Annotated in this window: 23 protein-coding genes and 1 riboswitch; of the genes, 12 read left to right on the top strand and 11 right to left on the bottom strand. The window is 65.2% G+C overall.

Features of this window, described 5'->3' with window-relative positions:
- The first annotated feature begins 13 nt into the window (after nt 1-13).
- Both K2Y56_RS13555 and msrP read left to right on the top strand, forming a co-directional pair.
- The gene (locus K2Y56_RS13555; protein WP_292508184.1) at nt 14-1,708 is read left to right on the top strand and encodes an AMP-binding protein; all 1,695 of its coding nucleotides are present in this window, start codon (nt 14-16) and stop codon (nt 1,706-1,708) included.
- A 147-nt stretch (nt 1,709-1,855) separates the two neighbouring features.
- Nucleotides 1,856-2,800: a protein-methionine-sulfoxide reductase catalytic subunit MsrP gene (msrP, locus tag K2Y56_RS13560; RefSeq protein WP_292508186.1), complete on the top strand. Its 945-nt coding sequence runs from the start codon at nt 1,856-1,858 to the stop codon at nt 2,798-2,800.
- 33 nt (nt 2,801-2,833) lie between these two features.
- Here the strand turns inward: msrP and K2Y56_RS13565 are convergent, their stop codons facing one another.
- The 8 genes from K2Y56_RS13565 to carA all read right to left on the bottom strand — a co-directional run bounded on the left by K2Y56_RS13565 (nt 2,834) and on the right by carA (nt 12,489).
- Nucleotides 2,834-3,724 (bottom strand): LysR family transcriptional regulator, encoded by an 891-nt coding sequence (locus tag K2Y56_RS13565; protein ID WP_292508189.1) that lies wholly within the window; start codon nt 3,722-3,724, stop codon nt 2,834-2,836.
- Nucleotides 3,725-3,898: 174 nt separating this feature from the next.
- Complete coding sequence (gene trxB, locus K2Y56_RS13570; protein WP_292508192.1) at nt 3,899-4,873, bottom strand: thioredoxin-disulfide reductase; 975 nt, start codon at nt 4,871-4,873, stop codon at nt 3,899-3,901.
- 22 nt (nt 4,874-4,895) lie between these two features.
- Nucleotides 4,896-5,930: a mitochondrial fission ELM1 family protein gene (locus K2Y56_RS13575; RefSeq protein WP_292508194.1), complete on the bottom strand. Its 1,035-nt coding sequence runs from the start codon at nt 5,928-5,930 to the stop codon at nt 4,896-4,898.
- A complete protein-coding gene (locus tag K2Y56_RS13580) occupies nt 5,900-6,400 on the bottom strand; it encodes a hypothetical protein (RefSeq protein WP_292508197.1) in 501 nt (166 codons plus the stop codon). Before K2Y56_RS13580 ends, K2Y56_RS13575 begins: the two co-directional genes overlap by 31 nt.
- A 13-nt stretch (nt 6,401-6,413) precedes the next feature.
- Nucleotides 6,414-6,890 (bottom strand): transcription elongation factor GreA, encoded by a 477-nt coding sequence (gene greA / locus K2Y56_RS13585; protein WP_200938171.1) that lies wholly within the window; start codon nt 6,888-6,890, stop codon nt 6,414-6,416.
- A gap of 127 nt (nt 6,891-7,017) precedes the next feature.
- On the bottom strand, nt 7,018-10,503 hold the full coding sequence (gene carB, locus K2Y56_RS13590) for a carbamoyl-phosphate synthase large subunit (RefSeq protein WP_292508200.1): 3,486 nt from the start codon (nt 10,501-10,503) through the stop codon (nt 7,018-7,020).
- A gap of 252 nt (nt 10,504-10,755) precedes the next feature.
- Nucleotides 10,756-11,133: a hypothetical protein gene (locus K2Y56_RS13595; protein ID WP_292508203.1), complete on the bottom strand. Its 378-nt coding sequence runs from the start codon at nt 11,131-11,133 to the stop codon at nt 10,756-10,758.
- 123 nt (nt 11,134-11,256) lie between these two features.
- Nucleotides 11,257-12,489, bottom strand: a complete 1,233-nt coding sequence (gene carA, locus K2Y56_RS13600) for a glutamine-hydrolyzing carbamoyl-phosphate synthase small subunit (RefSeq protein WP_292508205.1) — start codon at nt 12,487-12,489, stop codon at nt 11,257-11,259.
- Between the two features lie 178 nt (nt 12,490-12,667).
- Between carA and K2Y56_RS13605 the strand changes: the two genes are divergently transcribed.
- The 10 genes from K2Y56_RS13605 (at nt 12,668) to K2Y56_RS13650 (ending at nt 22,561) form a co-directional block, all read left to right on the top strand.
- A complete protein-coding gene (locus K2Y56_RS13605; protein ID WP_292508208.1) occupies nt 12,668-13,129 on the top strand; it encodes a GatB/YqeY domain-containing protein in 462 nt (153 codons plus the stop codon).
- Nucleotides 13,130-13,222: 93 nt separating this feature from the next.
- On the top strand, nt 13,223-13,480 hold the full coding sequence (locus tag K2Y56_RS13610; protein ID WP_292508211.1) for a type II toxin-antitoxin system Phd/YefM family antitoxin: 258 nt from the start codon (nt 13,223-13,225) through the stop codon (nt 13,478-13,480).
- Nucleotides 13,477-13,899 (top strand): type II toxin-antitoxin system VapC family toxin, encoded by a 423-nt coding sequence (locus tag K2Y56_RS13615; RefSeq protein WP_292508213.1) that lies wholly within the window; start codon nt 13,477-13,479, stop codon nt 13,897-13,899. Before K2Y56_RS13610 ends, K2Y56_RS13615 begins: the two co-directional genes overlap by 4 nt.
- Nucleotides 13,900-13,996: 97 nt before the next feature.
- Nucleotides 13,997-15,910, top strand: a complete 1,914-nt coding sequence (gene dnaG / locus K2Y56_RS13620; protein WP_292508216.1) for a DNA primase — start codon at nt 13,997-13,999, stop codon at nt 15,908-15,910.
- A 184-nt stretch (nt 15,911-16,094) separates the two neighbouring features.
- On the top strand, nt 16,095-18,095 hold the full coding sequence (gene rpoD, locus K2Y56_RS13625; RefSeq protein ID WP_292508219.1) for an RNA polymerase sigma factor RpoD: 2,001 nt from the start codon (nt 16,095-16,097) through the stop codon (nt 18,093-18,095).
- 124 nt (nt 18,096-18,219) lie between these two features.
- Nucleotides 18,220-19,461 carry an adenylate/guanylate cyclase domain-containing protein gene (locus K2Y56_RS13630; RefSeq protein ID WP_292508222.1) on the top strand — a complete coding sequence of 414 codons (1,242 nt, stop codon included), beginning with the start codon at nt 18,220-18,222 and terminating at the stop codon, nt 19,459-19,461.
- 39 nt (nt 19,462-19,500) lie between these two features.
- Nucleotides 19,501-19,632, top strand: a riboswitch (TPP riboswitch).
- 71 nt (nt 19,633-19,703) lie between these two features.
- Nucleotides 19,704-20,921, top strand: a complete 1,218-nt coding sequence (thiO, locus tag K2Y56_RS13635) for a glycine oxidase ThiO (protein WP_292508224.1) — start codon at nt 19,704-19,706, stop codon at nt 20,919-20,921.
- Nucleotides 20,918-21,130: a sulfur carrier protein ThiS gene (thiS, locus tag K2Y56_RS13640; RefSeq protein ID WP_292508227.1), complete on the top strand. Its 213-nt coding sequence runs from the start codon at nt 20,918-20,920 to the stop codon at nt 21,128-21,130. Before thiO ends, thiS begins: the two co-directional genes overlap by 4 nt.
- A 4-nt stretch (nt 21,131-21,134) precedes the next feature.
- Complete coding sequence (locus tag K2Y56_RS13645; RefSeq protein WP_292508230.1) at nt 21,135-21,923, top strand: thiazole synthase; 789 nt, start codon at nt 21,135-21,137, stop codon at nt 21,921-21,923.
- On the top strand, nt 21,920-22,561 hold the full coding sequence (locus K2Y56_RS13650) for a thiamine phosphate synthase (RefSeq protein WP_292508232.1): 642 nt from the start codon (nt 21,920-21,922) through the stop codon (nt 22,559-22,561). Before K2Y56_RS13645 ends, K2Y56_RS13650 begins: the two co-directional genes overlap by 4 nt.
- Here the strand turns inward: K2Y56_RS13650 and K2Y56_RS13655 are convergent.
- From K2Y56_RS13655 to K2Y56_RS13665, 3 genes are all read right to left on the bottom strand, one after another.
- On the bottom strand, nt 22,540-23,289 hold the full coding sequence (locus tag K2Y56_RS13655; protein WP_292508234.1) for a peptidase: 750 nt from the start codon (nt 23,287-23,289) through the stop codon (nt 22,540-22,542). The two genes, K2Y56_RS13650 and K2Y56_RS13655, sit on opposite strands and share 22 nt — an antisense overlap.
- A 210-nt stretch (nt 23,290-23,499) precedes the next feature.
- Nucleotides 23,500-24,429 (bottom strand): hypothetical protein, encoded by a 930-nt coding sequence (locus tag K2Y56_RS13660; RefSeq protein WP_292508237.1) that lies wholly within the window; start codon nt 24,427-24,429, stop codon nt 23,500-23,502.
- 158 nt (nt 24,430-24,587) lie between these two features.
- Nucleotides 24,588-24,935, bottom strand: a complete 348-nt coding sequence (locus K2Y56_RS13665; protein ID WP_292508240.1) for a helix-turn-helix transcriptional regulator — start codon at nt 24,933-24,935, stop codon at nt 24,588-24,590.
- Between the last annotated feature and the right edge of the window lie 99 nt (nt 24,936-25,034).

Here is a 25,034-nt window from a genome sequence, read left to right on the forward strand (position 1 = left end):
CAGGGAGAACGCCATGCTCACGAACCAGAAAGCTGCGCGACCGTGGCTGTCTGCTTATCCGCCAGGCGTTCCCGCCGAGATCGAAGCCGATCGTCTCGGCACCCTCGTCGACCTGTTCGAGACCAGCGTGTCCCAGTTCGCGGACAAACCTGCCGTCCAGTGCTTCGGCGCGACACTGACCTATTCTTCCGTGGCCGCTTCGGCACGAGACATGGCGGCTTGGCTCGCCTCGCAGGGACTGGGCAAGGGCGACCGCGTCGCCCTGATGATGCCGAATGTCCCAGCCTATCCGATCGCGATCATGGGCGTGCTGCTCGCTGGCTGCACTGTCGTGAACATCAATCCGCTCTACACGCCGCGCGAACTCACCGCCCAGCTCAATGATTCTGGCTCCCGCATCATCGTGGTGCTCGAAAATTTCGCTCGAACGGTCGCCGAGTCGCTGCCCGATGTCAGGCTCGACCGCGTCGTGGTGTCCGGCCCCGGAGACGCCCTCGGCCTACGCGGCCGCGTCATCGGCCTCGCCTCCCGCTACATCAAGAAGGCCGTGCCGGCCTACACCTTACCGGCCGGCCTGAAGATCGGCTTCGAGGCGATGCTGAAGGACGGCCGCTCTCGCAAGCGCGCCGCCGCCGCGATCTCGCCGGACGACATCGCGTTCCTCCAATATACCGGCGGCACCACGGGCGTCGCAAAGGCGGCGATGCTGACCCATCGCAACATCATGGCGAACGTCACCCAATCCGATGCTTGGTTCGGCCTCAGCCGCGCCGGCACGAATGGCTCGGGCAAGGTGATGGTGACGGCGCTGCCCCTCTATCATATCTTCGCGCTGACCTGCTGCTTCTTCTTCTTCTTCAAGGTGGGCGGCTGCTGCCTCCTGATCCCGAACCCTCGCGACGCGGCCGGATTCATCAAGACCCTGAAGTCGAATCGCTTCACGCATCTGTCGGGCGTGAACACGCTCTTCAACCTGCTGCTCAACCAGCCCGGCTTCGACACGGTCGACTTCTCCAAGGTCGAGTTCACCATCGCGGGCGGCATGGCGGTTCAATCCGCCGTGGCCACGAGATGGCAGGCGCTGACCGGACATGCGATCATCGAAGGCTATGGCCTGTCGGAAACCTCTCCGGTGGTGTGCGTCAACCCGCCGGGATTGAAGCAGTGGTCGGGTACGATCGGGTTTCCGCTCCCCTCGACGGACGTCGCGGTCCGCGGACTTGACGGTTACGAGGTGGCGCCGGGTGAGGCGGGCGAGCTCTGTGTTCGCGGACCGCAGGTGATGGCAGGCTACTGGAACCGTCCCGACGAGACTGCGCGCGCCACGACCCCGGACGGATATTTCCGAACCGGCGACGTGGCGGTTCTGCTGCCTGATGGCCAACTTCGGATCGTCGACCGGATGAAGGACATGATCCTGGTTTCGGGCTTCAACGTCTATCCCAATGAGATCGAGGACGTGATCGCCGGCCATCCCGGCGTGCTCGAATGCGCCGTGGTCGGCGCGGCCTTCGAGGAAACCGGCGAGATGGTCGTGGCCCATGTGGTCCGCAGGGACGAGGCGCTCACGACCGAAATCCTGCGCAGCTACGCCCGGTCGCAACTCACCGGATACAAGGTGCCGCGGCGGATCGTCTTCCACGACAGCCTGCCGAAGACGAATGTCGGCAAGGTCCTGCGCCGGGCTTTGCGCGACGACGCGGCCTGAAAACTCGGACGATCCGCATTCCGACGTAACCGCCGCACGATCCTCGCCGAAAGGTGAGGGTCGTTGCGCTTGCCTCCAGGAGGCGGCGTACCGATGTGAGGGAAGGGTGCCGGCTGCACCTCCGTTGCGGAAGACCGAGGAACCACGATGTACATCAAGCGCCAGCGCGGATGGGAAATCTCAGAACGGGAAGCGACTCCCGAGAGCGTCTTTCTCAATCGCCGTGTGTTGCTCGGAAGTGCCGCTGGCCTCGTGGCCGCCTCTGCTTTCGAAGGACGGGCTGTCTACGCCGCGGGCGACCTCTATCCTGCGACCCGCAACGGGGCCTACACCCTCGACCGGGCGGTTACGCCCGAGAAATACAGCGCCAATTACAACAACTTCTATGAGTTCAGCCTTTCGAAGACGGTTCTTCCCGAGGCTAACGCCTTGAAGACCAAGCCCTGGACGATCAAGGTCGACGGCCTCGTCGAGAAGCCGTTCGAGATCGACGTCGAAGAGCTCGTGCGCAAGGTCGGGTTGGAGGAAAGGCTGTACCGCCACCGCTGCGTCGAGGCGTGGTCGATGTCGGTGCCGTGGACCGGCTTCCCGCTCGCCAAGCTTGTGGCTCTCGCGAAGCCCCTATCGGGGGCCAAGTACCTGCAGATGCAGACCTTCATGGACAAGGCCGTGGCGCCGGTGCAACGCCAGTTCATCTATCCGTGGCCCTATACCGAGGGGCTGACCATGGCCGAGGCCGGCAACGACCTGGCCTTCTTGGCGACCGGCATCTACGGCAAGCCCCTGCCCAATCAATTCGGTGCCCCGATCCGGCTGGCAGTGCCGTGGAAATACGGCTTCAAGTCGATCAAGTCGATCAACAAGATCTCGTTCGTGGAGGCTCGGCCCAAGACTTTCTGGGAGGGCCTGCAAGCGGCCGAGTACGGCTTCTGGGCCAACGTCAACCCGGCGGTGTCGCACCCGCGCTGGAGCCAGGCCAGCGAGCGGGTGCTCGGCACCGATCAGCGGGTGCCGACACTGATCTATAACGGCTATGGCGATCAGGTCGCCGATCTCTACAAGGGTCTCGAGAAAGAGCGGCTGTTCGTGTGACGGCACCCTCCCGCCAGGGGAAGGAAGCACCGTTCAATACGTCCAGCGCTGAGCCTTCGCGACCAGAAAATCGCGGAACGCCTGGACGCGTGCCACGGTCCTCATCTCCTCCGCGTAGACGAGATAGCTCTCCATGTGCGGCATCTCGCTGTCGCGCATGACCTGCACGATGCCGTCGCGCCCGTCTGCAGCGTAATCCGGCAGGATACCGATGCCGGCGCCCGTCTCGATCGCATTCTGGAGGGCAGCGATGTTGTTGACGGTGAAGTGAATGGTGCGCCGTTCCTGCCCCTCACGCCCGACCGTCGCGAGCCAATGGGTGGCTAGAAGGTAAGAAGGCTCGTTTCCGCCGAACGACACCAGGCGATGCTCATCGAGGTCCGCGATGGATTTGGGCTCGCCGAAACGCTTGACGTAATCCTGGCTGGCGAAGGCATGATAATGCACGGTGAAGAGCCGGCGCTGGATCAAGTCGGGCTGGGCTGGCCGTCGCATCCGGATCGCCACGTCGGCCTCGCGCATGGCGAGGTCGAGCTCCTCGTTGGTCAGGATGAGTTCGACCCGAACGTCCGGGTATAGGTCGAGGAACTCGGCGATCCGGTGAGACAGCCACGAAGTGCCGAGGCCCGTCGTCGTCGTCACCTTGAGGTCGCCGCTGGGCCGCTCGCTGGTCTCCACGAGCCGCGCACGGGTGTTCTCGAGCCGCATCTTCATGTCGCGGGCGGCACGAAACAGCAGGTCGCCCTGCTCGGTCAGAATCAGCCCGCGCGCATGGCGGTGGAATAGGGGCGCCTTGAGCTCGCGTTCAAGCGCACTGATCTGGCGGCTCACCGCCGATTGGCTCAACCCGATATCGTCACCGGCCTTGGTGAAACTGCCGGCCTCCGCGACGTTGAGGAAGATGCGGATCTTATCCCAGTCCAAGGCCGAACAACTCCCCAACGCAACGTCTTACAACCGTTTCGCGCGAGAGAACGATGCGGCCCCTCGCAGTCCGTGACAAGAATAAATCAACGGCGTTGCGAATGTGTTGAGGTCATTGCCGGACGATTTCACAGTGTTTTGCGTGCGGATGACGTCGGACGGCCCGTGCCGCCACTACTCCGCAGCTGCCTGTTGCGGGGTTTCCCCGACATCGAGTGCGGCGAGATACTTTTCCGCTTCGAGCGCGGCCATGCAGCCCATGCCCGCCGCAGTGATGGCTTGGCGATAGACGTCGTCGGTGACGTCGCCGGCGGCATAGACGCCGGGAATCGCCGTGGCGGTCGTGCCCTTCTCGGTCTCGATATAACCGCCGTGGCGCATGGCGAGCTGGCCCTCGAAGATGCCGGTCGCGGGCTGGTGACCGATCGCGATGAATACGCCGTCGGCCTTGCGCTCGACGATCTCGCCGCTGCGCACGTCCTTGAGACGCAGATGGGTGACCGAGGGCGGCTTGTCGCCGCCGCAGATTTCCTCGACCGCATGATGCCAGAGCACCTCGACATTGGGGTGCTTGAACAGGCGCTCCTGAAGGATGCGCTCGGCCCGGAATTCGCCGCGGCGGTGAATCACCGTCACCTTGGCGGCGAGGTTGGCGAGGTACAGCGCCTCCTCCACGGCGGTGTTGCCGCCGCCGACAACGGCGACTTCCTTGCCGCGGAAAAAAAACCCGTCGCAGGTTGCGCAGGCCGAGACGCCGAAGCCCTGGAATTTGGCCTCGGAGGGCAGCCCGAGCCACTTCGCCTGGGCGCCTGTCGCGATGATCAGGGCGTCGCAGGAATAGGTCTCACCCGAATCGGCTTCGAGCTGGAACGGCCGGCTCTTGAGGTCGACCTTCGTGATGTATTCCGACACGATGTCGGTGCCGACATGCTCGGCCTGGAGCCGCATCTGCTCCATCAGCCAGGGACCCTGGATCGCGTCCGCGAAGCCCGGATAGTTCTCGACCTCTGTGGTGATCATGAGCTGCCCGCCGGGCTGGAAGCCGGAGATCATCAGCGGTTTCACCATGGCGCGGGCGGCGTAGATGGCCGCCGTATAGCCGGCCGGGCCCGAGCCGATGATGACGAGGCGGGCGTGTCGGTGGGCCATGGTCGGGGAACTCCTTGGGCGGTCAGAGCGCGGATGCGATCCGTGCCTGATGCGCAATGTAGGCATCGCGAAGGCTTTGCGCGATCCCGGGTGTGGCGTCGATCGGTGCGTAATGCACCGTTTCGAGCCGGCCGGTGAACGGCACGAGGGCGCCGGCCTGCGCCAGCCCCGCAAAGAAGCGCTGGTGCCGGCCATACGTCCCAGGCAGGTCGAAAAGCAGGACCGGTGCCCCCGTGCAGACCGACTCGCCGACCATGTTGGCGGAATCCGAGGTGACAACGACGGCGTCGGCGAGCGCCAGCATCGCGACATAGGGATTGTCGCCTCTGCCGTCCCACAGGAAGCCCTGCCTCTCTACCGCCAGTGCCTGTAGGGCGCTTCGCAGGGCGGGAGTGGTGCGGCGGGAGACCGTGAGCATCAGAGAGGCGCCGTCCTCGCTCAAGCGGCGCAGATTCGCGAGGAGGCGCGCGACATCGTCTTTCCCGAACCGCAGGTGGCGGCTGTCGCCACCGACGAGAACCGCCACACGTGGCTGAGGTAGCGCGGCTAGGCGCCGGTCCGGTTCCGCTCGCGCGGCTGCGAGGCGCTCGGGCGTCACCCGATGCGGCGGCGTCGGCGTCGTCAGGACATTCGGGCCGCGGAGATCGTCGTAATCCGGCAACCAAATGAAGTCGGCGCTGCGGGCACCTGTCCGCGGGTCCTTCATGAAGGCTGTGAAGGTCCGGCCGCCGCTCGCTCGTCGCACCGCCCGCAGAGCCGGTACGGCTCGGCGCCCGGAGGCAATCAGGAGATCGGGGAGGGGGCCGGCCAAAGCACCGCCTGGGCGGCCTGGCGCGTCACGGGGATCTACCGGTCCCCAAGGCGAGAGCCAGGCGAAAGGCGCTCTCCCGGCGACGTGCCGTAGTTCGAAGGACAGCCCGAGGGTCTCGGCGATGCCGATGCACTGGTTCTCGTCGCCGGCCTTGCCGTCCGTGACGATCCAGGCTCGGGCATCGCGAAGATCGGGCAGAGGCCCGGCCGAAGCGGTCACTCTGCCGGCAGGGCGCGGCGGAGCCATTGCGCGTAGTGCTCGGCCAGGGCCGTTAGCCGGCGCCGCTCGGAATCCGGATCATACCAGGCTCCGCCGGAACTCGCCGGAAGGGCCGAGAGCTGCGGGTGGCGCGCTAGGATCTCGCCGCGACGTCCGACAAGGAGAGCCTCGCCGTCGAGGTAATCGCTCTGACTGCCACCGCCGAAGCCGTGACGGCCGCCCTGTGAGCCCGCATAGGCGGCGAGCGTCAGACCGGTGATCCGGACGACGAGAGAGGGTCCGCGGCCATTGAGGCGATCCGCAAAGCTGCGTTGCAGCGCCTCGGTCAGGTCGGAGCGTAACGCTTCGGCCGGCAGGCCGCCGCCCTCTGCCAGCAGCGGGCGAACATCGACCCGAACCGTCGAAAACCCGGCCTTTCCGGCGACCTCAAAGCTCTCGGCGTAAGACGAGACCGCGAAGGCGAGCAGGCCCGCGAACGCGGCCGCGAGACGGGGCATTCGGCGAGGCCGCTCAACCGCCGTACTGGACGGCGACGACCTCGTAGGACTTGCCGCCGCCAGGCGTCGTCACCTCGACGGTGTCGCCCACGCCCTTGCCGATCAGCGCGCGTGCAATAGGCGAGGTGATCGAGACGAGTCCCGAGCGAACGTCCGCCTCGGGCTCTCCGACCAGCTGGTAGGTCTTCTCTTCCTCGGTATCCTCGTCGACGAGCTTCACGGTCGCGCCGAACTTGATCTTGGTGCCCGACAGCTTCGTCACGTCGATGACCTCGGCCCGCGAGATCATGCTCTCCAGCTCGAGAACGCGCCCCTCGTTATGGGACTGCGCCTCCTTGGCAGCATGATACTCGGCGTTCTCCGACAGATCGCCGAGGGCGCGCGCCTCGGAGATGGCCTGGATGATGCGCTGCCGCTCCACCTGCTGGCGATGCTTCAGCTCGGCTTCCAGAGCCGCGAAGCCCCGCACCGTCATCGGAACCTTGTCTATCGTCATGGTCTCGCGCCACAATGAATAGGCCCGGCCGGGAACGTCTCCGTTCCCTCCGGGCCAAATGAAGAAAGCCTTGGATCACCCGCTTTCCTGCGGCCGTCCAAGACGGTCTCCGCGGAATGATTCAAGCCGCGAAGTATTCCTGCAAGGCGCGGACCTGAAGGTCGCCCTCAAGGTAGGCCTTGATGCCCTCAGCCGCCGCCATCGCTCCGGCTAGAGTGGTGTAGTACGGCACTTTATGCAAGAGGGCCGCACGGCGGAGCGAGCGCGAGTCCGAGAGCGCACCCGCCCCCTCGGTGGTGTTGAGGACGAGTTGGATATCGCCGTTCTTGATCGAGTCGACCACGTGCGGCCGGCCCTCCAGCACCTTGTTGATGCGATCGCAGGCGACCCCGTTCTCGACGAGGAAACGCTGGGTGCCGCTCGTCGCCACGATCTCGAAACCGAGCTCGGAGAGCAGCCGCATCGTCGGCAGGATGCGCGCCTTGTCGGCGTCGCGCACCGAGACGAAGACCCGCCCGCTCTTCGGCACGGTCGTGCCTGAGCCGAGCTGGCTCTTGGCGAAGGCGACACCGAAGCTGGCATCGAGGCCGATGACCTCGCCGGTCGAGCGCATTTCCGGCCCGAGCAGCACGTCGACGCCGGGGAAGCGCGCGAAGGGGAAGACCGCCTCCTTGACCGCGATGTGGTCGAGGACTTTCGGCTTCAGGCCGAACCCGGCCAGGGCTTCGCCGGCCATCACCCGGGCGGCGATCTTGGCGATGGGCTCGCCGATCACCTTGGCGACGAAGGGCACGGTGCGCGAGGCGCGCGGGTTCACTTCGAGCACGTAGATCGCGCCGTCCTTGATCGCGTACTGGACGTTCATCAGGCCGCCGACTTTGAGGGCCAGCGCCATCGCCTTCGTCTGGCGCTCCAGTTCGGCGATGATCTCGGGCGAGAGCGAGCGGGATGGCAGCGAGCAGGCGGAATCGCCCGAATGGATGCCCGCCTCCTCGATGTGCTCCATGATGCCGGCGATGAAGACGTCGGTCCCGTCGCAGATCGCGTCGACATCGATCTCGGTTGCGTCCGAAAGGTAGCGGTCGAACAGGAGCGGGTTCTTGCCCAGGACCGTGTTGATCTGCCCCGTCTTATCGTTGGGATAGCGCGACTTGACGTCGGACGGGATCAGGCTCGGCAGGGTGTCGAGGAGATAATCGGCGAACTGCGCCTCGTCGCGGATGATCGCCATGGCGCGGCCGCCCAGCACGTAGCTCGGGCGCACCACGAAGGGCAGGCCGAGATCCGAGGCGACGAGCCGGCTCTGTTCCACCGAATAGGCGATGCCGTTCTTCGGCTGCTTCATTCCGAGCTTGTCGAGCAGCCGCTTGAACTGGTCGCGGTCCTCGGCGAGGTCGATGGCGTCGGGCGAGGTCCCGAGGATCGGTACGCCGGCGGCTTCGAGGGCGCGAGCGAGCTTGAGCGGGGTCTGGCCGCCGAACTGGACGATGATGCCGTGGAGCGTACCGGCCTGGCGCTCTGTCTCGATGATCTCCAAGACGTCCTCCGTCGTCAGCGGCTCGAAATAAAGCCGGTCGGAGGTGTCGTAGTCGGTCGAGACCGTCTCGGGATTGCAGTTGACCATGATGGTCTCGTACCCGGCTTCGGTCAGCGCGAAGCAGGCGTGGCAGCAGCAATAGTCGAACTCGATGCCCTGGCCGATCCGGTTCGGGCCGCCGCCGAGGATGATGACCTTCTTCGCATCGGTCGGGCGCGCTTCGTCGACGACGGTGCCGGCGAAGGGCGCGACATAGGTCGAATACATGTAGGCGGTGGGAGCCTGGAACTCTGCCGCACAGGTATCGATGCGCTTGAATACGGGGCGGACGGCCAGAGCGCGGCGCTGGCGCCGAACCTCGTCCTCATCCATCCCGGCGAGGACGGCGAGGCGGGCATCGGAGAAGCCGGCCGCCTTGAGCTGGCGCAGGGCACCGGGCGTCGTGGGGATCCCGTGGGCCCTGACGCGGTTCTCGAGGTCGATGATGCCCTGAAGCTGCTCCAGGAACCACGGGTCGATCTTGCAGGAGGCGTAGACCTCTTCGTGGCTCACCCCGAGGCGAAGCGCCTGGGCCACCTTGAGCAGCCGGTCCGGCGTCGGCGTGCCGAGCGCGGCCTTGATCGCGTTGTGGTCGTCCCCCTTGCCGAGGCCCTCGATCTCGATGTCGTCGAGACCGGTCAGGCCGGTCTCGAGCGAGCGCAAAGCCTTCTGCAGAGATTCAGCGAAGCAGCGGCCGATCGCCATGGCCTCACCCACCGACTTCATCGCGGTGGTCAGGGTCGGTTCGGCGCCGGGGAATTTCTCAAAGGCGAAACGCGGGATCTTGGTGACGACGTAGTCGATCGTCGGCTCGAAGGAGGCCGGTGTCGCACCGCCGGTGATGTCGTTGGCGATCTCGTCGAGGGTGTAGCCGACGGCGAGCTTGGCCGCGACCTTTGCGATGGGGAAGCCCGTCGCCTTCGAGGCGAGCGCCGAGGAGCGCGAGACGCGCGGGTTCATCTCGATGACGATCATCCGGCCGGTGGCCGGATCGATGGCGAACTGCACGTTCGAGCCGCCCGTCTCGACGCCGATCTCCCGGAGCACCGCGAGCGATGCGTCGCGCATCACCTGGTATTCCTTGTCGGTCAGCGTCAGGGCCGGGGCGACCGTTATCGAATCGCCGGTATGGACGCCCATCGGGTCGATGTTCTCGATGGAGCAGACGATGATGCAGTTGTCGTTCCTGTCGCGGACGACCTCCATCTCGTACTCTTTCCAGCCGAGCACGCTCTCCTCGATTAGAACCTCGTTCGTCGGCGAGGCGTCGATGCCGCGCTCGACGATGTCCAAGAACTCTTCCCGGTTGTAGGCGATGCCGCCGCCGGTGCCGCCCATGGTGAAGGAGGGGCGGATGATCGCCGGCAGCCCGACCTCGGCCAGCGCGATGAGCGCCTGCCCGATGGCGTGTTCGCCGTAGCGCTTGCGCCGCTCCGATTCGCCTGATTGCCACTTCTTCTCGAAGGCCTTGAGCGCAGCGGGGCGCTCTTCCTCGTCGGTGGAGGCCTCGATCCGGGCCATCTCGGCGAGGTACTTCTCGCGGTCGGCCTTCTTGGCGGCCGAGGCGTTGGCGAGAGCGGATTTCGGCGTCTCCAACCCGATCTTGGTCATGGCGTCGCGGAACAGGTGCCGGTCCTCGGCCTTGTCGATCGCCTCAGCCGTCGCGCCGATCATCTGGACGTCGTATTTTTCCAGCGTGCCCATCTTCTTGAGCGAGAGGGCACAGTTCAGCGCGGTCTGGCCGCCCATGGTCGGCAGCAGGGCGAAGCCACCGGGAAGGACGTTCCGCTCCTTCTCGATGATCTTGGCGACGATCTCGGGCGTGATCGGCTCGACATAGGTCGCGTCGGCCATGTCCGGGTCGGTCATGATCGTCGCCGGGTTCGAGTTCACCAGGACGATGCGATAGCCTTCCTCGCGCAGGGCCTTGCAGGCCTGGGTGCCGGAGTAATCGAACTCGCACGCCTGCCCGATGACGATCGGGCCGGCGCCGATGATGAGGATGGTGGAGAGATCGGTGCGCTTCGGCATCGGACGCCTTCGATGCGGCCGCGCGCACCCGTCCTCGCCGGGCGCCGGGAGGCGGCACGGGCGAAGGGGCGCTGGTGGCCGGGATGATCGTTAGACCCGGGCCTTACACGGCGAGACAGCGGTTTGGAAGGGTGTGCAGCGCGCGGTCAGGGATGCCGCCATCGCGATCATGCGCGAGCCGCGACAATCCAGGGCCAAGACAGAGGAGCTTGAGCCGAGCGGATAGCGCGCGTCGGCCGCTCCTGTCCGGTCTCACATCCCGATGTAGAGCGCCGCCACCGCGCGGTCGATGGACAGGTAGAATACGCCGAAGGCGACGAGGGCAGCCGCTGCGAACTCGACGGCGAGGTTCGGAAGTGTCTGCGAGCGGCGCATGATCTCGCGTCCGAAATGGAAGGTGACCCAGGCGATGGTCAGAATCACCGGCATGGCGAAGAGGAACGACCAAGTGCTCTCGATTCGATCGAGGCCCGTGGTCGGGTCGATCAGGGCCCGGATGTTGCGAACCCACGGCGCGTAACAGGCCGAGTAGAGCGACGTCATCCACGACAGGCCGACGGCGACGCCGAAATGGAAGGTGAAGATCCCATGCAGACGCGTGAAGTCGTCGCGCGTGTCGTCAGCCGTCATCTTCAACCCCTTGTCAGCACCGTTGGGACCGTACGACGAATCTTTGGCCGTCTTGGTTAGCGATCCGTTAACGAGGCGTCTGGTGGGGGCGAAACCTGTGTTTTTTGTGACGCCGGCCGTGGCTCATTCCGCAGAGGTCGTGATCTCCGGCTTGCCCGAGCGCATCAATGCGACGAACCGCTCGAACAGGTAGTGGCTGTCGCGCGGTCCCGGCGAGGCCTCAGGGTGGTGCTGCACCGAGAAGGCTGGGCGATCCGTGAGGGTGAGCCCGCAATTCGAGCCGTCGAACAGCGAGACGTGAGTCTCCACCGCATTCGCCGGCAGGCTCGCCGGATCGACGGCGAAGCCGTGATTCATCGAGACGATCTCGACCTTGCCGGTGGTCTTGTCCTTCACCGGATGGTTCGCGCCATGGTGGCCCTGCGCCATCTTCATCGTGCGCCCGCCGAGCGCCAGGCCCATGAGCTGATGGCCGAGACAGATGCCGAAGGTCGGCACATGTCCGTCGAGCAGTTCGCGGATCACCGGCACGGCGTATTCGCCGGTCGCCGCCGGGTCGCCGGGGCCGTTGGAGAGGAAGACGCCATCGGGCTTCATCGCCATGATTTCCTGCGCCGTGGTGGTGGCCGGTACGATGGTGACGTCGCAGCCGGCTTCGGCCAGCAGCCGAAGGATGTTGCGCTTCACGCCGTAATCGATGGCGACGACCTTGAGGCCCTCGCCGATCTTGCGGCTGCCGTATCCGCCCTGCACCGCCCAAGTGGTCTGGGACCATTCGGACGCGGCCTTGCTGGTCACCGGCGGCACGAGATCGAGGCCTTCCATCGGTGCCAGGGCCGCGGCACGGGCTTTGAGGGCATCGCGATCGAAGCGGCCTTCCGGATCGTTGGCGATGATGGCGTTCGGCATGCCGTTGTCGCGGATGAGCGCCGTGAGCGCTCGCGTGTCGACGCCCGTGATGCCGACGATGCCACGGGCCTTCAGCCAGGCGTCGAGATGGCTCGACGAGCGCCAGTTCGACGGATTCGTGACGGCTGAGGCGACGACCGCACCGCGCACGCCAGAGGCGGGAGCGTCGGCGAGGCTCTCGAGGTCCTCGTCGTTGGTGCCGGTATTGCCGATATGCGGGAAGGTGAAGGTGACGATCTGCCCGGCATAGGATGGGTCCGTCAGGATCTCCTGATACCCCGTCATGGCCGTGTTGAAGCAGACCTCACCGTCGGCGGCACCGGTCTGGCCGATGCCGAAGCCTTCGAGGATGGTCCCGTCCGCCAGGACGAGGAGGGCGGTGGCCACCGGCTCGGCCCAGGGTGCAGGCGCAGGGGAGCGCGCTTGATCGGCAGCGTCTTGCAGCATCGGCGTGATCTCGCTTATGTCCGCCCGATCCCGGCGCCGCATGAGACGGCGCGTGCGGGTGGCTCATTGTGCAGCGCTCATACCGAGTGGCCCGCGACGGGGTCAATGTGGCCCTTGTTCCGGCGCGGCTCAACCGCCGCAAATCGCAGACCACCCCCGAATTTCCAGGAGTCGACCCATGCTTCGCGCCCGCCTCACCACCGAGATGAAAGAAGCCATGAAGGCCGGCGAGAAGGCGAAGCTCGCCACCGTGCGGATGATCCAGGTCGCCCTGAAGGACAAGGACATCGAGGCGCGCGGGCTGGGCAAGGAGCCGGCGAGCGACGAGGAAATCCTCGCGCTCCTCCAGAAGATGATCAAGCAGCGCAACGAATCGGCCAGCGTCTACGATCAAGGCGGCCGGCCCGAGCTCGCCGAGAACGAGCGCGCCGAAGTCGCCATCATCGCGAGCTTCCTGCCTCAGCAGATGGACGAGGGCGAGACCAAGGCGGCGATCGAGTCCGCCATCGCCGAGACCGGCGCGGCGGGGCCGAAGGACATGGGCAAGGTCATCGGTGCGCTCAAAGGCCAGTATGCAGGCCGGATGGATTTCGGGAAGGCGAGCGGTCTGGTGAAGGAGGCGCTGAACGCGAAGGGGTGACAGGAGCTGGTCTTTACTGTCGCGCGCGCCCGGCTCCTCGGGCTCCATTTCCTTGGTACTATGACCACCCTGACCATCAGAGGGTTGGGATTGATGTCTGAGAACGCGAACTGGACCGTCGCAGAAGCGAAGGCCAAATTCAGTCAGGTTGTCGAGAACGCCCGGACCACCGGACCGCAGACGATCACGCGTAACGGGCGTCGGGCGGTCGTCGTGGTCTCCGTCGAAGAATGGGACCGCAAGGTTCGCCGGCAGGGAAACCTGGCGGAGCTTCTTGCCGCCTCGCCGCTGACGGGCTCAGATCTCGACCTCTCGCGTGTCGGCACCGGTTCGCGCCCGCCCGACCTGTGACTTTTCTCCTCGATACCAACGTCCTGTCCGAATGGGTGAAGCCGAGCCCGCACATCCGCGTCGCGGCGTGGCTCGCTGGCATCGATGAGGATATCGTTTTCCTCAGCGTGATGACCCTCGGCGAGATCAGGCATGGCATCGAGCGACTGCCGCCCAGTGCGAGGCGATCACGGCTTGAAGCCTGGCTGACGGTGGATCTGCCGCTCCGCTTCGAAGGCCGCCTGCTTCAAATCGACGAGGCGACAGCCGATCGTTGGGGGCGTCTGATGGCGGCAGGGCAGGACTGCGGTCGTCCGATGAGCGCGGTCGACGGCCTGATCGCCGCCATCGCCTGCCGTCATGACCTCACGCTCGTCACGCGCAACATCCGCGATTCCGAGGCACTGGAGATCAGGCTGCTGAATCCTTGGGAGGCTTGAACGCCTGAACATATGAGGATTTTGAAAGCATCGGGACTCGGTAAGGCCTGCTGCGCTATGAGTCGGGGTCCCTCGAACCCGATCGCCTGAAAGCACCGTGCGCTACCCGCCCCACATCCTCGAAGAGATCAGAGCGCGGCTTCCCGCCTCCGACGTGGTCGGGCGGCGGGTGCGGCTGAAGAAGGCGGGGCGGGAGTGGCGCGGGCTCTCGCCGTTCAACGCCGAGAAGACGCCTTCGTTCTACGTGAACGACCAGAAGCAGTTCTACCACTGTTTCTCCTCCGGTAAGCACGGCGACGTCTTCACCTTCCTGATGGAGACGGAAGGCTTGAGCTTTCCCGAGGCGGTGGAGCGCCTGGCGGGCGAAGCCGGCGTCGCACTACCGGCGCCGAGCGCCGACACCCGCGAGATGGAGACGAAGCGCAAGAGCGCCTTCGAGGTGATGGAGCTTGCCGCCGCTTTCTTCGAAGAGCAGCTGCGCGGCCGCCTCGGCACTCAGGCCCGGGCCTATCTCGACGGACGCGGTCTCGGCCCAGAGATCCGCGCCCGGTTCCGCCTCGGTTACGCGACGAGCGACCGCTACGGGCTCCGCGATCACCTCGCGGCCAAGGACGTCGAGAAGGAGCTGATGGCCGAACTCGGCCTCCTCGTAACCGGTGATGACGTCGCCGTACCATTCGACAAGTTCCGCGACCGCATCATCTTCCCGATCACCGACACGCGCGGCCGGGTGATCGCCTTCGGCGGTCGGGCGATGCAGGCCGATGCCAAGGCGAAGTACCTGAACTCGCCGGAGACCCCGCTCTTCCACAAAGGCCAAGTGCTCTACAACCTGCACGGCGCCCGCAAGGCCGCCCATGACCGCGGCACCATCGTCGCCGTGGAGGGTTATGTCGACGTCATCGCCATGACCATGGCGGGACACGCCAACGCGGTGGCGCCGATGGGCACGGCGCTCACCGAGGAGCAACTCGCGCTGCTCTGGCGCCATGCCGACGAGCCGATCCTGTGCTTCGACGGCGATTCCGCCGGGCAGCGGGCGGCGCTGAGGGCGATCGAGACGGCACTGCCATCGCTCGAACCCGGCAAGTCGCTTCGCTTCGCGCTCCTCCCCGAGGGCCAGGATCCCGACGACCTCCTGCGCTCGAACGGCCCTGCGGCCATCGACAAGGTGCTGGAGGGCGCACGTCCGCTTGTCGATGTGCTCTGGTCGCGGGCGGTCGAGGCGGCGCCCGTCGATACGCCCGAGCGCCGGGCTGGTCTCGCCAAATCGGTTCGGGCGATGGTGGCGGGCATCCGCGACGAGACCGTGCGGCGATTTTATCGCGATGAGATCGAAGGCAGACTACGCAGTCTCTCGCCTCAAAGCGACGGCGCATTGCGGCAGCGCTATCAGCGGCCGTCGTATCAGGGTGGATCCCGCCGCGGGCGAATGGACGATCCGGCACCCTCGCCCCGGATCACGACGACCTTCAACCCGCTCTTTGCCGGAGCCACGGGCGCATCGGGCCACGCCGCCTTCCGTGACAGGGAGGCGATGATCGTCGGAAGCCTCCTCGTCCACCCGGAACTCCTCGGGATCGAGGCGGAAGATCTCGCCGCCCTGTCCCTTGACGACCCGGATGCGCAGGCCCTGCGTTCGCTTCTTCTCGACGTTCATGCCGAGACGGAACGCCTCGACGTCGAAGTTCTCGGGAGCCGCATCGCGCGAGCGGGTTTGCAGATGGCTGCCGAACGACTATCTTCACACGTACGTCCCGGCGACCGCTGGGTCCTCGATCCGCACGCTGACGCGTTGCGGCTTGAAGACGCATTGCGTCAGGCCGTGATCTTGCACTGCAAGTCAGGCGCGCTAAATAGCGAGCTCCGCCAAGCCGAGCGGGCCCTGGTCGATGATCCGACCGAGGCCAATTTCGCTTGGCTGTGCGACGTGAAGGAACGTCTGGCCGTGATCGCCGGCGCCGAGGCGGAGGTGGATGCGCCCGACCCTGGTGGACCGCCGACGCTGTGAGACCGGAGGTTTTCGCGTCGGACGCGAGCCATAGTTAACAATCGGTCAAGCGTCTTGCTTGCATACCGGAATCTGAGATCGACGCGGTCGCGCCTGAGCCTCCGCAGACCCATATGAGTGTACGGCGGCGTACGTTGGGGCAAGGGCTCCCGTTCGCCGAACGTGCGGCAACGATAGGCTGATCATGGCAACCAAGGCAACGGAACGGGACGAGGCGGATGCTGCCCCCGAGCAACAGACTGACGGACCGCTCCTCGACCTGACCGATGCTTCCGTCAAGCGGATGGTGAAGCTCGCGAAGAAACGCGGTTACATCACCTACGAGGAGATCAACGAGGTCCTGCCCGACGGTCAATCCGATCCGGACCAGATCGAAGACGTGCTGTCCCAACTCTCGGAGATGGGCATCAACGTCGTCGAAGCCGAGGAGACCGAGGACGCGACGAGCGAGAAGCCCGCCAACGGTGAGGCCTCCGACGACGAGGACGCAGCCGAAGGTACGGAAGTTGCCGAGATTGCGCCCGCCAAGGCGGTCGCCCTGCGCGAGACCACCGCCAAGGAGCCCACCGACCGCACCGACGATCCGGTGCGGATGTATCTGCGCGAGATGGGCTCGGTGGAGTTGCTGTCTCGCGAAGGCGAGATCGCGATCGCCAAGCGCATCGAAGCAGGCCGGGAGGCGATGATCGCTGGGCTTTGCGAAAGCCCTCTGACCTTCCAGGCTATCATCATCTGGCGCGACGAGCTCATCGACGGCCGCGTTCTCCTGCGCGACATCATCGATCTCGAAGCCACTTATGCCGGCCCGGACGCCAAGAATGCGCCGCAGATTGCCGAGGGCGAGGAAGGCGACGATGCCGAGGCCGACGCGCCGGTGCCGCCCGAGGGCGGCGACGACGACGACGACATGGAGAACAACGTCTCGCTTGCGGCAATGGAAGCCGAGATCAAGCCGCGCGTGCTCGAGACGTTCGACAACATCGCCAACAACTACAAGAAGCTGCGCAAGCTCCAGAACGAGCATACCGATTTCAAGGCCGGCGGCGGCACCCAGACGGCGGCGCAGGGCAAGAAGCAGTCCGAGTTGAAGGATACCGTCGTCGCCGACGTGAAGTCGCTGTCGCTCAACGCCAACCGCATCGAAGCGCTGGTCGAGCAACTCTACGACATCAACAAGCGCCTCATCAGCCACGAGGGGCGCCTGATGCGCGTGGCCGAGAGCCATGGCGTCGCTCGCGACGAGTTCCTGCGTCACTACCAGGGCTGGGAGCTCGACCCGAACTGGATGAACCGCGTCGGCACGCTCGGCGGCAAGGGCTGGAAGAACCTCGTCGAGAAGGGCTCGAAGCAGGTCGCCGACCTGCGCGAGCAGATCCTGACCCTCGCCTCCGAGACCGGCCTCGAGATCGGCGAGTACCGCAAGATCGTCAACATGGTCCAGAAGGGCGAGCGCGAAGCCCGTCAAGCCAAGAAGGAGATGATCGAGGCCAACCTGCGCCTCGTGATCTCGATCGCCAAGAAGCACACGAACCGCGGCCTGCAGTTCCTGGACCTGATCCAGGAGGGCAATATCGGCCTGATGAAGGCGGTCGATAAGTTCGAGTACCGCCGCGGCTACAAGTTCTCGACCTACGCCACCTGGTGGATCCGGCAGGCGATCACCCGCTCGATCGCCGACCAGGCCCGCACCATCCGTATCCCGGTTCACATGATCGAGACGATTAACAAGATCGTCCGGACATCTCGCCAGATGCTGCACGAGATCGGCCGCGAGCCGACCCCGGAGGAGCTCGCCGAGAAGCTGGCGATGCCGCTGGAGAAGGTGCGCAAGGTCCTCAAGATCGCCAAGGAGCCGATCTCCCTCGAGACGCCCATCGGCGACGAGGAGGATTCGCATCTCGGCGACTTCATCGAGGACAAGAACGTCGTCCTGCCGATCGACGCAGCGATCCAATCGAACCTGCGCGAGACCACGACCCGCGTCCTCGCGTCGTTGACCCCGAGAGAAGAACGCGTGTTGCGCATGCGCTTCGGCATCGGCATGAATACCGACCACACCCTCGAAGAGGTCGGCCAGCAGTTCAGCGTCACTCGCGAGCGCATCCGCCAGATCGAGGCGAAGGCCCTTCGCAAGCTGAAGCACCCCAGCCGGTCGCGCAAGCTTCGAAGCTTCCTCGACAACTGACCTGACCTTACAGGGGCAGGCGGGTTCCTCGATCGATTATACTGATGCTTCGGCGTGCGGCTTAGCGATGACGATCGGATCTCTACCGGTTGTCGTTGAGGGACACACGACCCACCTAGGCCGTATGCTCGACCGCGCTCCGCCACAGCCGACCGCCGACGCCGATGGATCGGAGGCCAACGACGTCCCGTTTGGCTCGCTTCAGGCTTGCGTTGCCGTACGCGACTGGCTTCTCAGCGAGGGCGCCCGGCTACCCAAGGCCGATGACCTCGTCGCAGGTCTGTCGGAACGCTTGATCAAACTCGGCGTGCCCATCGAACGCGCCACGACCGCGATCGATACCCTGCACTCGGAATATTCCGGCGTCGGCCGCTACTGGACGCCTGAGGAGGGGTCGTCGGTGCGGCTTTTCCCGCACGGTGAGGCCTCCGACAAGGCCTATCGCGAGAGCCCATTCTTCACCGTCCACGAGACCGGCGAATGGCTGATCCTTGATCTCGCCGATACGCCCGACGGCCTCTACTCGGTGCTGCCAGAGCTGAAGGCGGCCGGCTACACCCATTACGTGGTGGCGCCGTTGTTCTTCACCAACGGCACCCGCAACGGCATCACCTTCGCCACGCGCTCCCCGGACGGGTTCCGCGACGACGATATCGCAATCCTTCGCTTCGTCATGCCGACGCTGGCGGCCGTGATGGAGATGCGGATCGTCAACAAGACCCTCGACCAGGTCTTGCGGATCTATGTCGGCGACGAGCCGCATACGGCGATCCTGGCCGGCGACATCCGCCGCGGACAGGTCCGCCGCATCCGGTCGGCCATCCTGTTCGCCGATATGCGCGACTACACCCGGATTTCCGCCGACCTGACGCCCGAGGAGGCTGTTTCGCTCCTCAACGTGTTCTTCGACTGCCTCGTGCCCGCGATCGAGCGGGAGGGTGGCGAGGTGCTGAAATACCTCGGCGACGGGTTGCTGGCGATCTTTCGCGAGCGCGGCGACGACCTCGGCACGGCGGCCAAGGGCGCCCTCACCGCAGCGCAGAACGCTTTGAAGGCTCTCGACGATGCGAATGCGCATGACCGATTCGCCAATCCGGTTGAGGCTGGCATCGCCCTCCATCACGGGGAGGCGGCCTATGGCAATGTCGGTTCAGGCGCTCGCCTCGACTTCACCGTGATCGGCCGCGACGTGAATCTCGCGAGCCGGCTGGCGCAGCTCAACAAGCAGCTCGGCGAGCCGCTGCTGATGTCCAAACCCTTCGTCGATTTTCTCTGGGGCCATCCCGAACCGCTCGGCGAGCACCAACTCGACGGCTTCCGCGAAGCCATGATGGTGTATCGGCCCTCCCGCCCTGCTTCGTCCTGAGTGAGGGATTGACCGCGGCACCTGTTGAGACCACATCAGGGATGTTCCAGGGAGATCCCCGACAAGGGGCTGAGAAACCGATGAGCCGGCTCGCATGAGGCCCGGCGGCGCGGAAATCCTTCGAACCTGAACCGGCTCATACCGGCGTAGGGATTGGACCGCGGGTCTTGATCGAGGCCCGGCTTGCTCCTCGAAACGGGGCGAATGGACTCCTTTCTCTGCGGCCAGACGCGGAGAGACTCGTGGCGGATCAGCCAACCACCATCGGAGCGCGACGCCAGCTAGGCGAAGCCTGGACGTCGGCGAGCTTGCCGGCACGGGCCGACGTCGCCGTCGTCGGGGCCGGCATCATCGGTCTGTCGATCGCATGGCGCCTGGCGCAAACTGGTCGCTCGGTGACGGTGCTGGAGCGCGCCAGAATCGGCGCCGGGGCAAGTCTCGCCGCCACCGGCATGCTGGCTCCTGCAGCAGAGCACGAACCCGGCTCCGATCCGCTCCTGCCGCTCGCTCTCGACAGCCTCGCCCGCTGGCCGGGTTTCCGCGATGATCTCCAGGCGGCATCCGGCCTCGACATCGACTATCGCACCCACGGGACTCTCGTCCTCGCCATCGGGCGCGACGAAGTCGAGCGCCTGCGCTTCCGTCATAGCCTGCAGACCCGCTCCGGCATCCGCACGCGCTGGCTCTCGGGACCGGATGCACGCGAGCGCGAGCCGATGCTTCGCCCTTCCGTCAGTGCCGGCATCCTGTGCGAGGACGACCATCAGGTCGATCCGCGCAGGGTCATGGCCGCCCTCACCAGGGCTTGCCGCAGAGCGGGTGTCACCCTGGTAGCGCCCTGTACGGTCGAGGCCCTCGATTGGGCAGCAGGCCGGGTTCGCGGCGTGAGGACACCGGAGGGTCACGTCCAGGCCGAGACCGTCATTCTCGCTTCCGGCGCCTGGAGCGGCGCGGAAGGCCTGCTGCCTGCCGAACTCGCCCTGCCGGTCCGACCAATCAAGGGTCAGGCTCTGGCCGTGAAGACCACCCCTCGTACCGGCACGCTGACCCACATGGTCTGGACCGAGCAGGTCCACATGGCGCCGAAGGGCGACGGCGATCTCATCGTCGGAGCGACGGTCGAGGATTGCGGTTTCCGCTCCGGCCTCACCGCAGGAGGCCTCTACGCCGTGCTGGAAGGCGCCCGGCGCGTCCTTCCGGGCATCGAGGAGATGGAGGTCACCGCCATGTGGAGCGGCTATCGCCCGACCTCGGACGACGACGCGCCGATCGTCGACGAATTGGCACCGGGCCTCGTCGTCGCCACGGGGCACCATCGTAACGGATACCTCCTGACACCGGCGACTGCCGACGCGGTGACGGCGCTGATCGCGACCGGAGAACTGCCGGCCTTTGCCAGGAATTTCGGCGTTGCCCGCTTCAGGCTGCCCGTCAGGGAGCCCGAGAGGCAATCGGCATGAAGCTCACCGTCAACGGAACACCGCGCGAGTACGAGGTGCGCGACATCGAGACCCTGTTCCGGATCGAGGCCGAAGAGACCGGCATCGAGAGCCCGCAGGGCATCGCCATCGCACTCAACGGCCGCGTCGTGCGCCGCCGTGACTGGGCGGAGACAACGCTCGTCGATGGCGATCGGGTCGAGATCGTGCGCGCCATGCAGGGGGGATGACAGGATGACTGCAACGACGAATACCGCCGACGCGCCGCTCGTCATCGCCGGGATCAGACTCGCCTCGCGGCTGTTCATCGGCACGGCGGGATACCCGACGCAGAGCATCATGGTCGATGCGGTCGAAGCGTCGGGAGCCGAGGTGGTGACCGCCTCGATCCGTAGGGTCTCGCTGGCCGGGCACGGCTCGGACACGGTCAAGCGGCTGAAGGGCTTTCGCTTCCTGCCCAATACCGCCGGCTGCGAGACCGCTCGCGACGCGATCATGACGGCGGAGCTCGCCCGCGAGGCCCTCGACACTACCTGGATCAAGGTCGAGGTCATCGGAGACCGCGAGACGCTTTATCCGGATGTCGCCGAACTCATCGCCGCCTGCCGGCATCTCGTCGATGACGGCTTCACGGTGCTGCCCTATTGCAACGACGATCCCGTCACCTGCCAGCGCCTCGAAGATATCGGCTGTGCCGCGGTGATGCCGATGGGCTCGCTGATCGGATCGGGCATGGGAATCGCCAACCCTGCCAACCTCGAACTGATCTGCCGGCGAGCGGGCGTCCCCGTCATCGTCGATGCCGGGATCGGGACGGCGTCCGACGCGGTGATCGCGATGGAACTCGGCGCTGCCGGGTGTCTCCTCAATACCGCGGTAGCGAAGGCCGACGACCCGGTACGGATGGCCCGGGCGATGCGCCACGCGGTCGAGGCGGGCCGCGAGGCGCATCTCGCCGGGCGTATCCCGCGACGAGGACGGGCCGAGCCGTCGAGCCCTCAGCTGGGGCTTGTCGGTTCGTGACGGCACTGCCGTCGCCGCTGCTGGTGGTGACGGATCGTCTCGCGTGCGGAAACCTTTCTTTGGTTGCCACCATCGACTCCGTTATGGCCGCCGGAGGCCGCTGGGTCTGGTTCCGTGAACGCGACATGGATGGCGGGGACCGATTGGGCCTCGCCGTCGCTGTCATGGAGCCGGTGCGGGCCATCGGCGGGACATTCAGCCTCGGTGGCGACGCAGCCATGGCGGCGGCGATCGACGCGGACGGTGTTCACCTGCCGGGTGGGGCCGCCCCGGACGAGATCCGCCGTGCCCGCGATCTCCTGCCCGACGGCCTTATCGGCATCTCGGCGCACAGCCTCCGCGAGGTGGAGGCCGCAGCGCGTGCCGGCGCAGATTATTGTACCCTCAGCCCGATCTTCGCGACGGCGAGCAAGCCTGGCTACGGTCCCGCCCTCGGGACCGAGGCGATCCGCTCGGCGAGCGCGTCCGGCATGTCAATCGTCGCCCTAGGCGGCATCTCGCCGGACACGGTGGGCGACTGCCGCGACGCGGGTGCCGCCGGCATCGCGATCATGGGCGGCCTGATGCGGACGGCGGATCCTGGAGCTGCGGCTCTCGACTTGCTGCAGGCATTGAATCAGCGTCCGGAGGGACCATAGGGCGGTCGCGGGATTGCCCGGTGCGCCGCCCGAAGGGCCGCCGACCAACGCTCGCGCAGGTCGTGAAAATAGCTCTCGCCCGCCTCGATCCGGTAGTTGACTTCCGTGTCGAGGGAGCCGACCCGCGAGACTGCGATGTCGATCGGCAATCCGACGCCGAGGTTCGAGCGCATGGTCGAATCCATCGAGACGAGCCCGACCTTGAGGGCGTCGTAGAGGTCGGTCTCGTATTTCACGGCGCGATCGAGGATGGGCTTGCCGTATTTATGTTCGCCGACCTGCAGGAACGGAGCATCCCGGCTGCACTCAATGAAATTGCCGGCCGAATAGATCATGAACAGCCGCATCGGCTCCGAGCCGATCTGCCCGCCGAACAGGAACGACACGTCCATCCGGAGGTTCGCGGATTCGAAGCCCTCGCGCTCGATCGCGCGCACCCTGCGGATCGCTCTGCCGACGAGCTGGGCCGCCTTGAACATGGTCGGCTGTTGCAGGATCGTCTGGAACGCCTCGCCCTCGCGGTCGTCGACACCCTCGGAGAGCATACTCAGCACCGATTGCGTCATCGACAGGTTGCCGGCGGAAGCCAGCATCATCACGCGTTCGCCCGGCACGTTGAAATGGTGGAGCTTGCGGTAGGTCGAGATGTTGTCGAGCCCCGCATTGGTGCGGGTGTCGGCGATCATCACGAGCCCGTCCTCGACGAGGAGCCCGACGCAGTAGGTCATCGCGCAGCCTCATTGGGGTCGATGGACGGTCAGTCGATGTCGATGGCATGCCCCTTGTCGCGTCGCAAGGGTCGCCGCCGGCCTCACGTGATGACCGTCTTGTACAACGACGCAACGACGCCATGGCCGTCCGGGGAGCTTAGTTATCGCTCCCCGGCAAACACTTACAGACTACAGATTAAAGGCGGGATCGAGTCACGAGATCGACGTCTAGCTGAAGATCGCGGTTCCGGCCGCGTTGCTCGTACACATCAATCCGCGGTACGGCCCTCCGGTCGGACCAACCGGGTATTCTCCGTACACCTGGATGGCATTCGGGTTACTCAGATTCGTGACCGTGACCGGTGAAAGGAAGTTGGCGGCGCTACCGGTGGATATGGTCGCGGTTCCCGCTTCGTTTCTGACCTCTGCATTTGGTCCTGGCACGATACCGGACCAATCGTCGGCGTCCGACAGACTGAAGAGCGCGAAGGGTGTGACGGACCACGTCCCGTCAGCGTTATAGGCGACATTGAACGTCGTATATCCAGGCGTCGCATCGCAGAGCGCCGCGGTCGCCGATGACGACGTGAAGTTCATCACCGTACCGGGAGTATAGGTCCCGGTCGCGACATAGAACTGCAGCACGGGCTGGCAATCCAGGTTGCTGTTGGGTGTCGCGGTGACGAAGTTCGACAGCGTGACGCCGCCCGATACGGTTTGGATCGCAGAGCCCGCATTGTAGCTCTGCAGGACGGGATTGTACGGCGGCGTGATGATGCGAAAGGACCCGGCCTGCGGACCCTGCGTGGACACCGGAACGGTCAATCCCAGCGACGGCAGGAGCATGGTCGTGGTGTTGTTCGTTGGCGTCCCGCCGGCTGCTGGCGTCAGGCCGATCGGCTGGCTCGCCGCCAGTTGTCCCGAAGGCTGACCGACGACCGGGGGCGAAACCTGCTGCTGAACACCCGCCAGAAACTGGAGTATGAGCGAGAATGTCAGCACTGCTCCGGACGTGCTGTAAGGAAGCAGCGTCTGTGTATAGAGACTGTTTGTGTAAACGTTCGTTCCGCCTGAATAGATCGCAGGAGCCTGAAAGAAGAAAAAGCTCTGGGGAGTAGAGCTCATATTTTTGACGTTGATCGTGATCGGTGTTGGCATTTCCGTATCCTGAATGTTCGCATTGGGTGCACCGAACCGCTCATTCGGCGACTGACCCATCGAAACCATAGATAGAAAATGAGACCGAGGTTCTTATCTTGGTTGCGCGCAGCGCAATCGGGCATACGGTTTCTTGCGCGTTGCGCAACCTGTCGACATCATATCTCAGGGAATGAATCGAAGAAATTCAGGAGAGGGGCTTTCGCTGTCTCGTTCATGCGCTGTGCCAAACGATGAAACGAAGCAACGAGTTTATCGTCGCCATTATCGTATTGAGTCAGCGATGGTTTATGCTGGTCGATATTCCCATCGCCAGTTAGAAACCAATCCAGTGATACATCCAGATATCGGCAAACTGATATTGCATTGTCGATCGACATGGGTCCGTCGTTTTTCCAGCGCGTAACTGTGCTTTCGTTCACTCCCAGACTATAAGCAAGTGCAAGCTGTTTCTGCATTTTGCGTTTTTCCATCGCTTCGACGAGTCGTTGCCCGCGTGTAGACATCTCTATCGCCCTGGCTGTGCTTTCAGGAGGTCCGATCCGCGGGGAGAGGATGCCACCTTAGAGATATCTAATGAGCAGAATCATCCTAAGGTCGGGTGA

Source organism: Methylobacterium sp. (assembly GCF_019745455.1).
Taxonomy (GTDB): Bacteria; Pseudomonadota; Alphaproteobacteria; order Rhizobiales; family Beijerinckiaceae; genus Methylobacterium.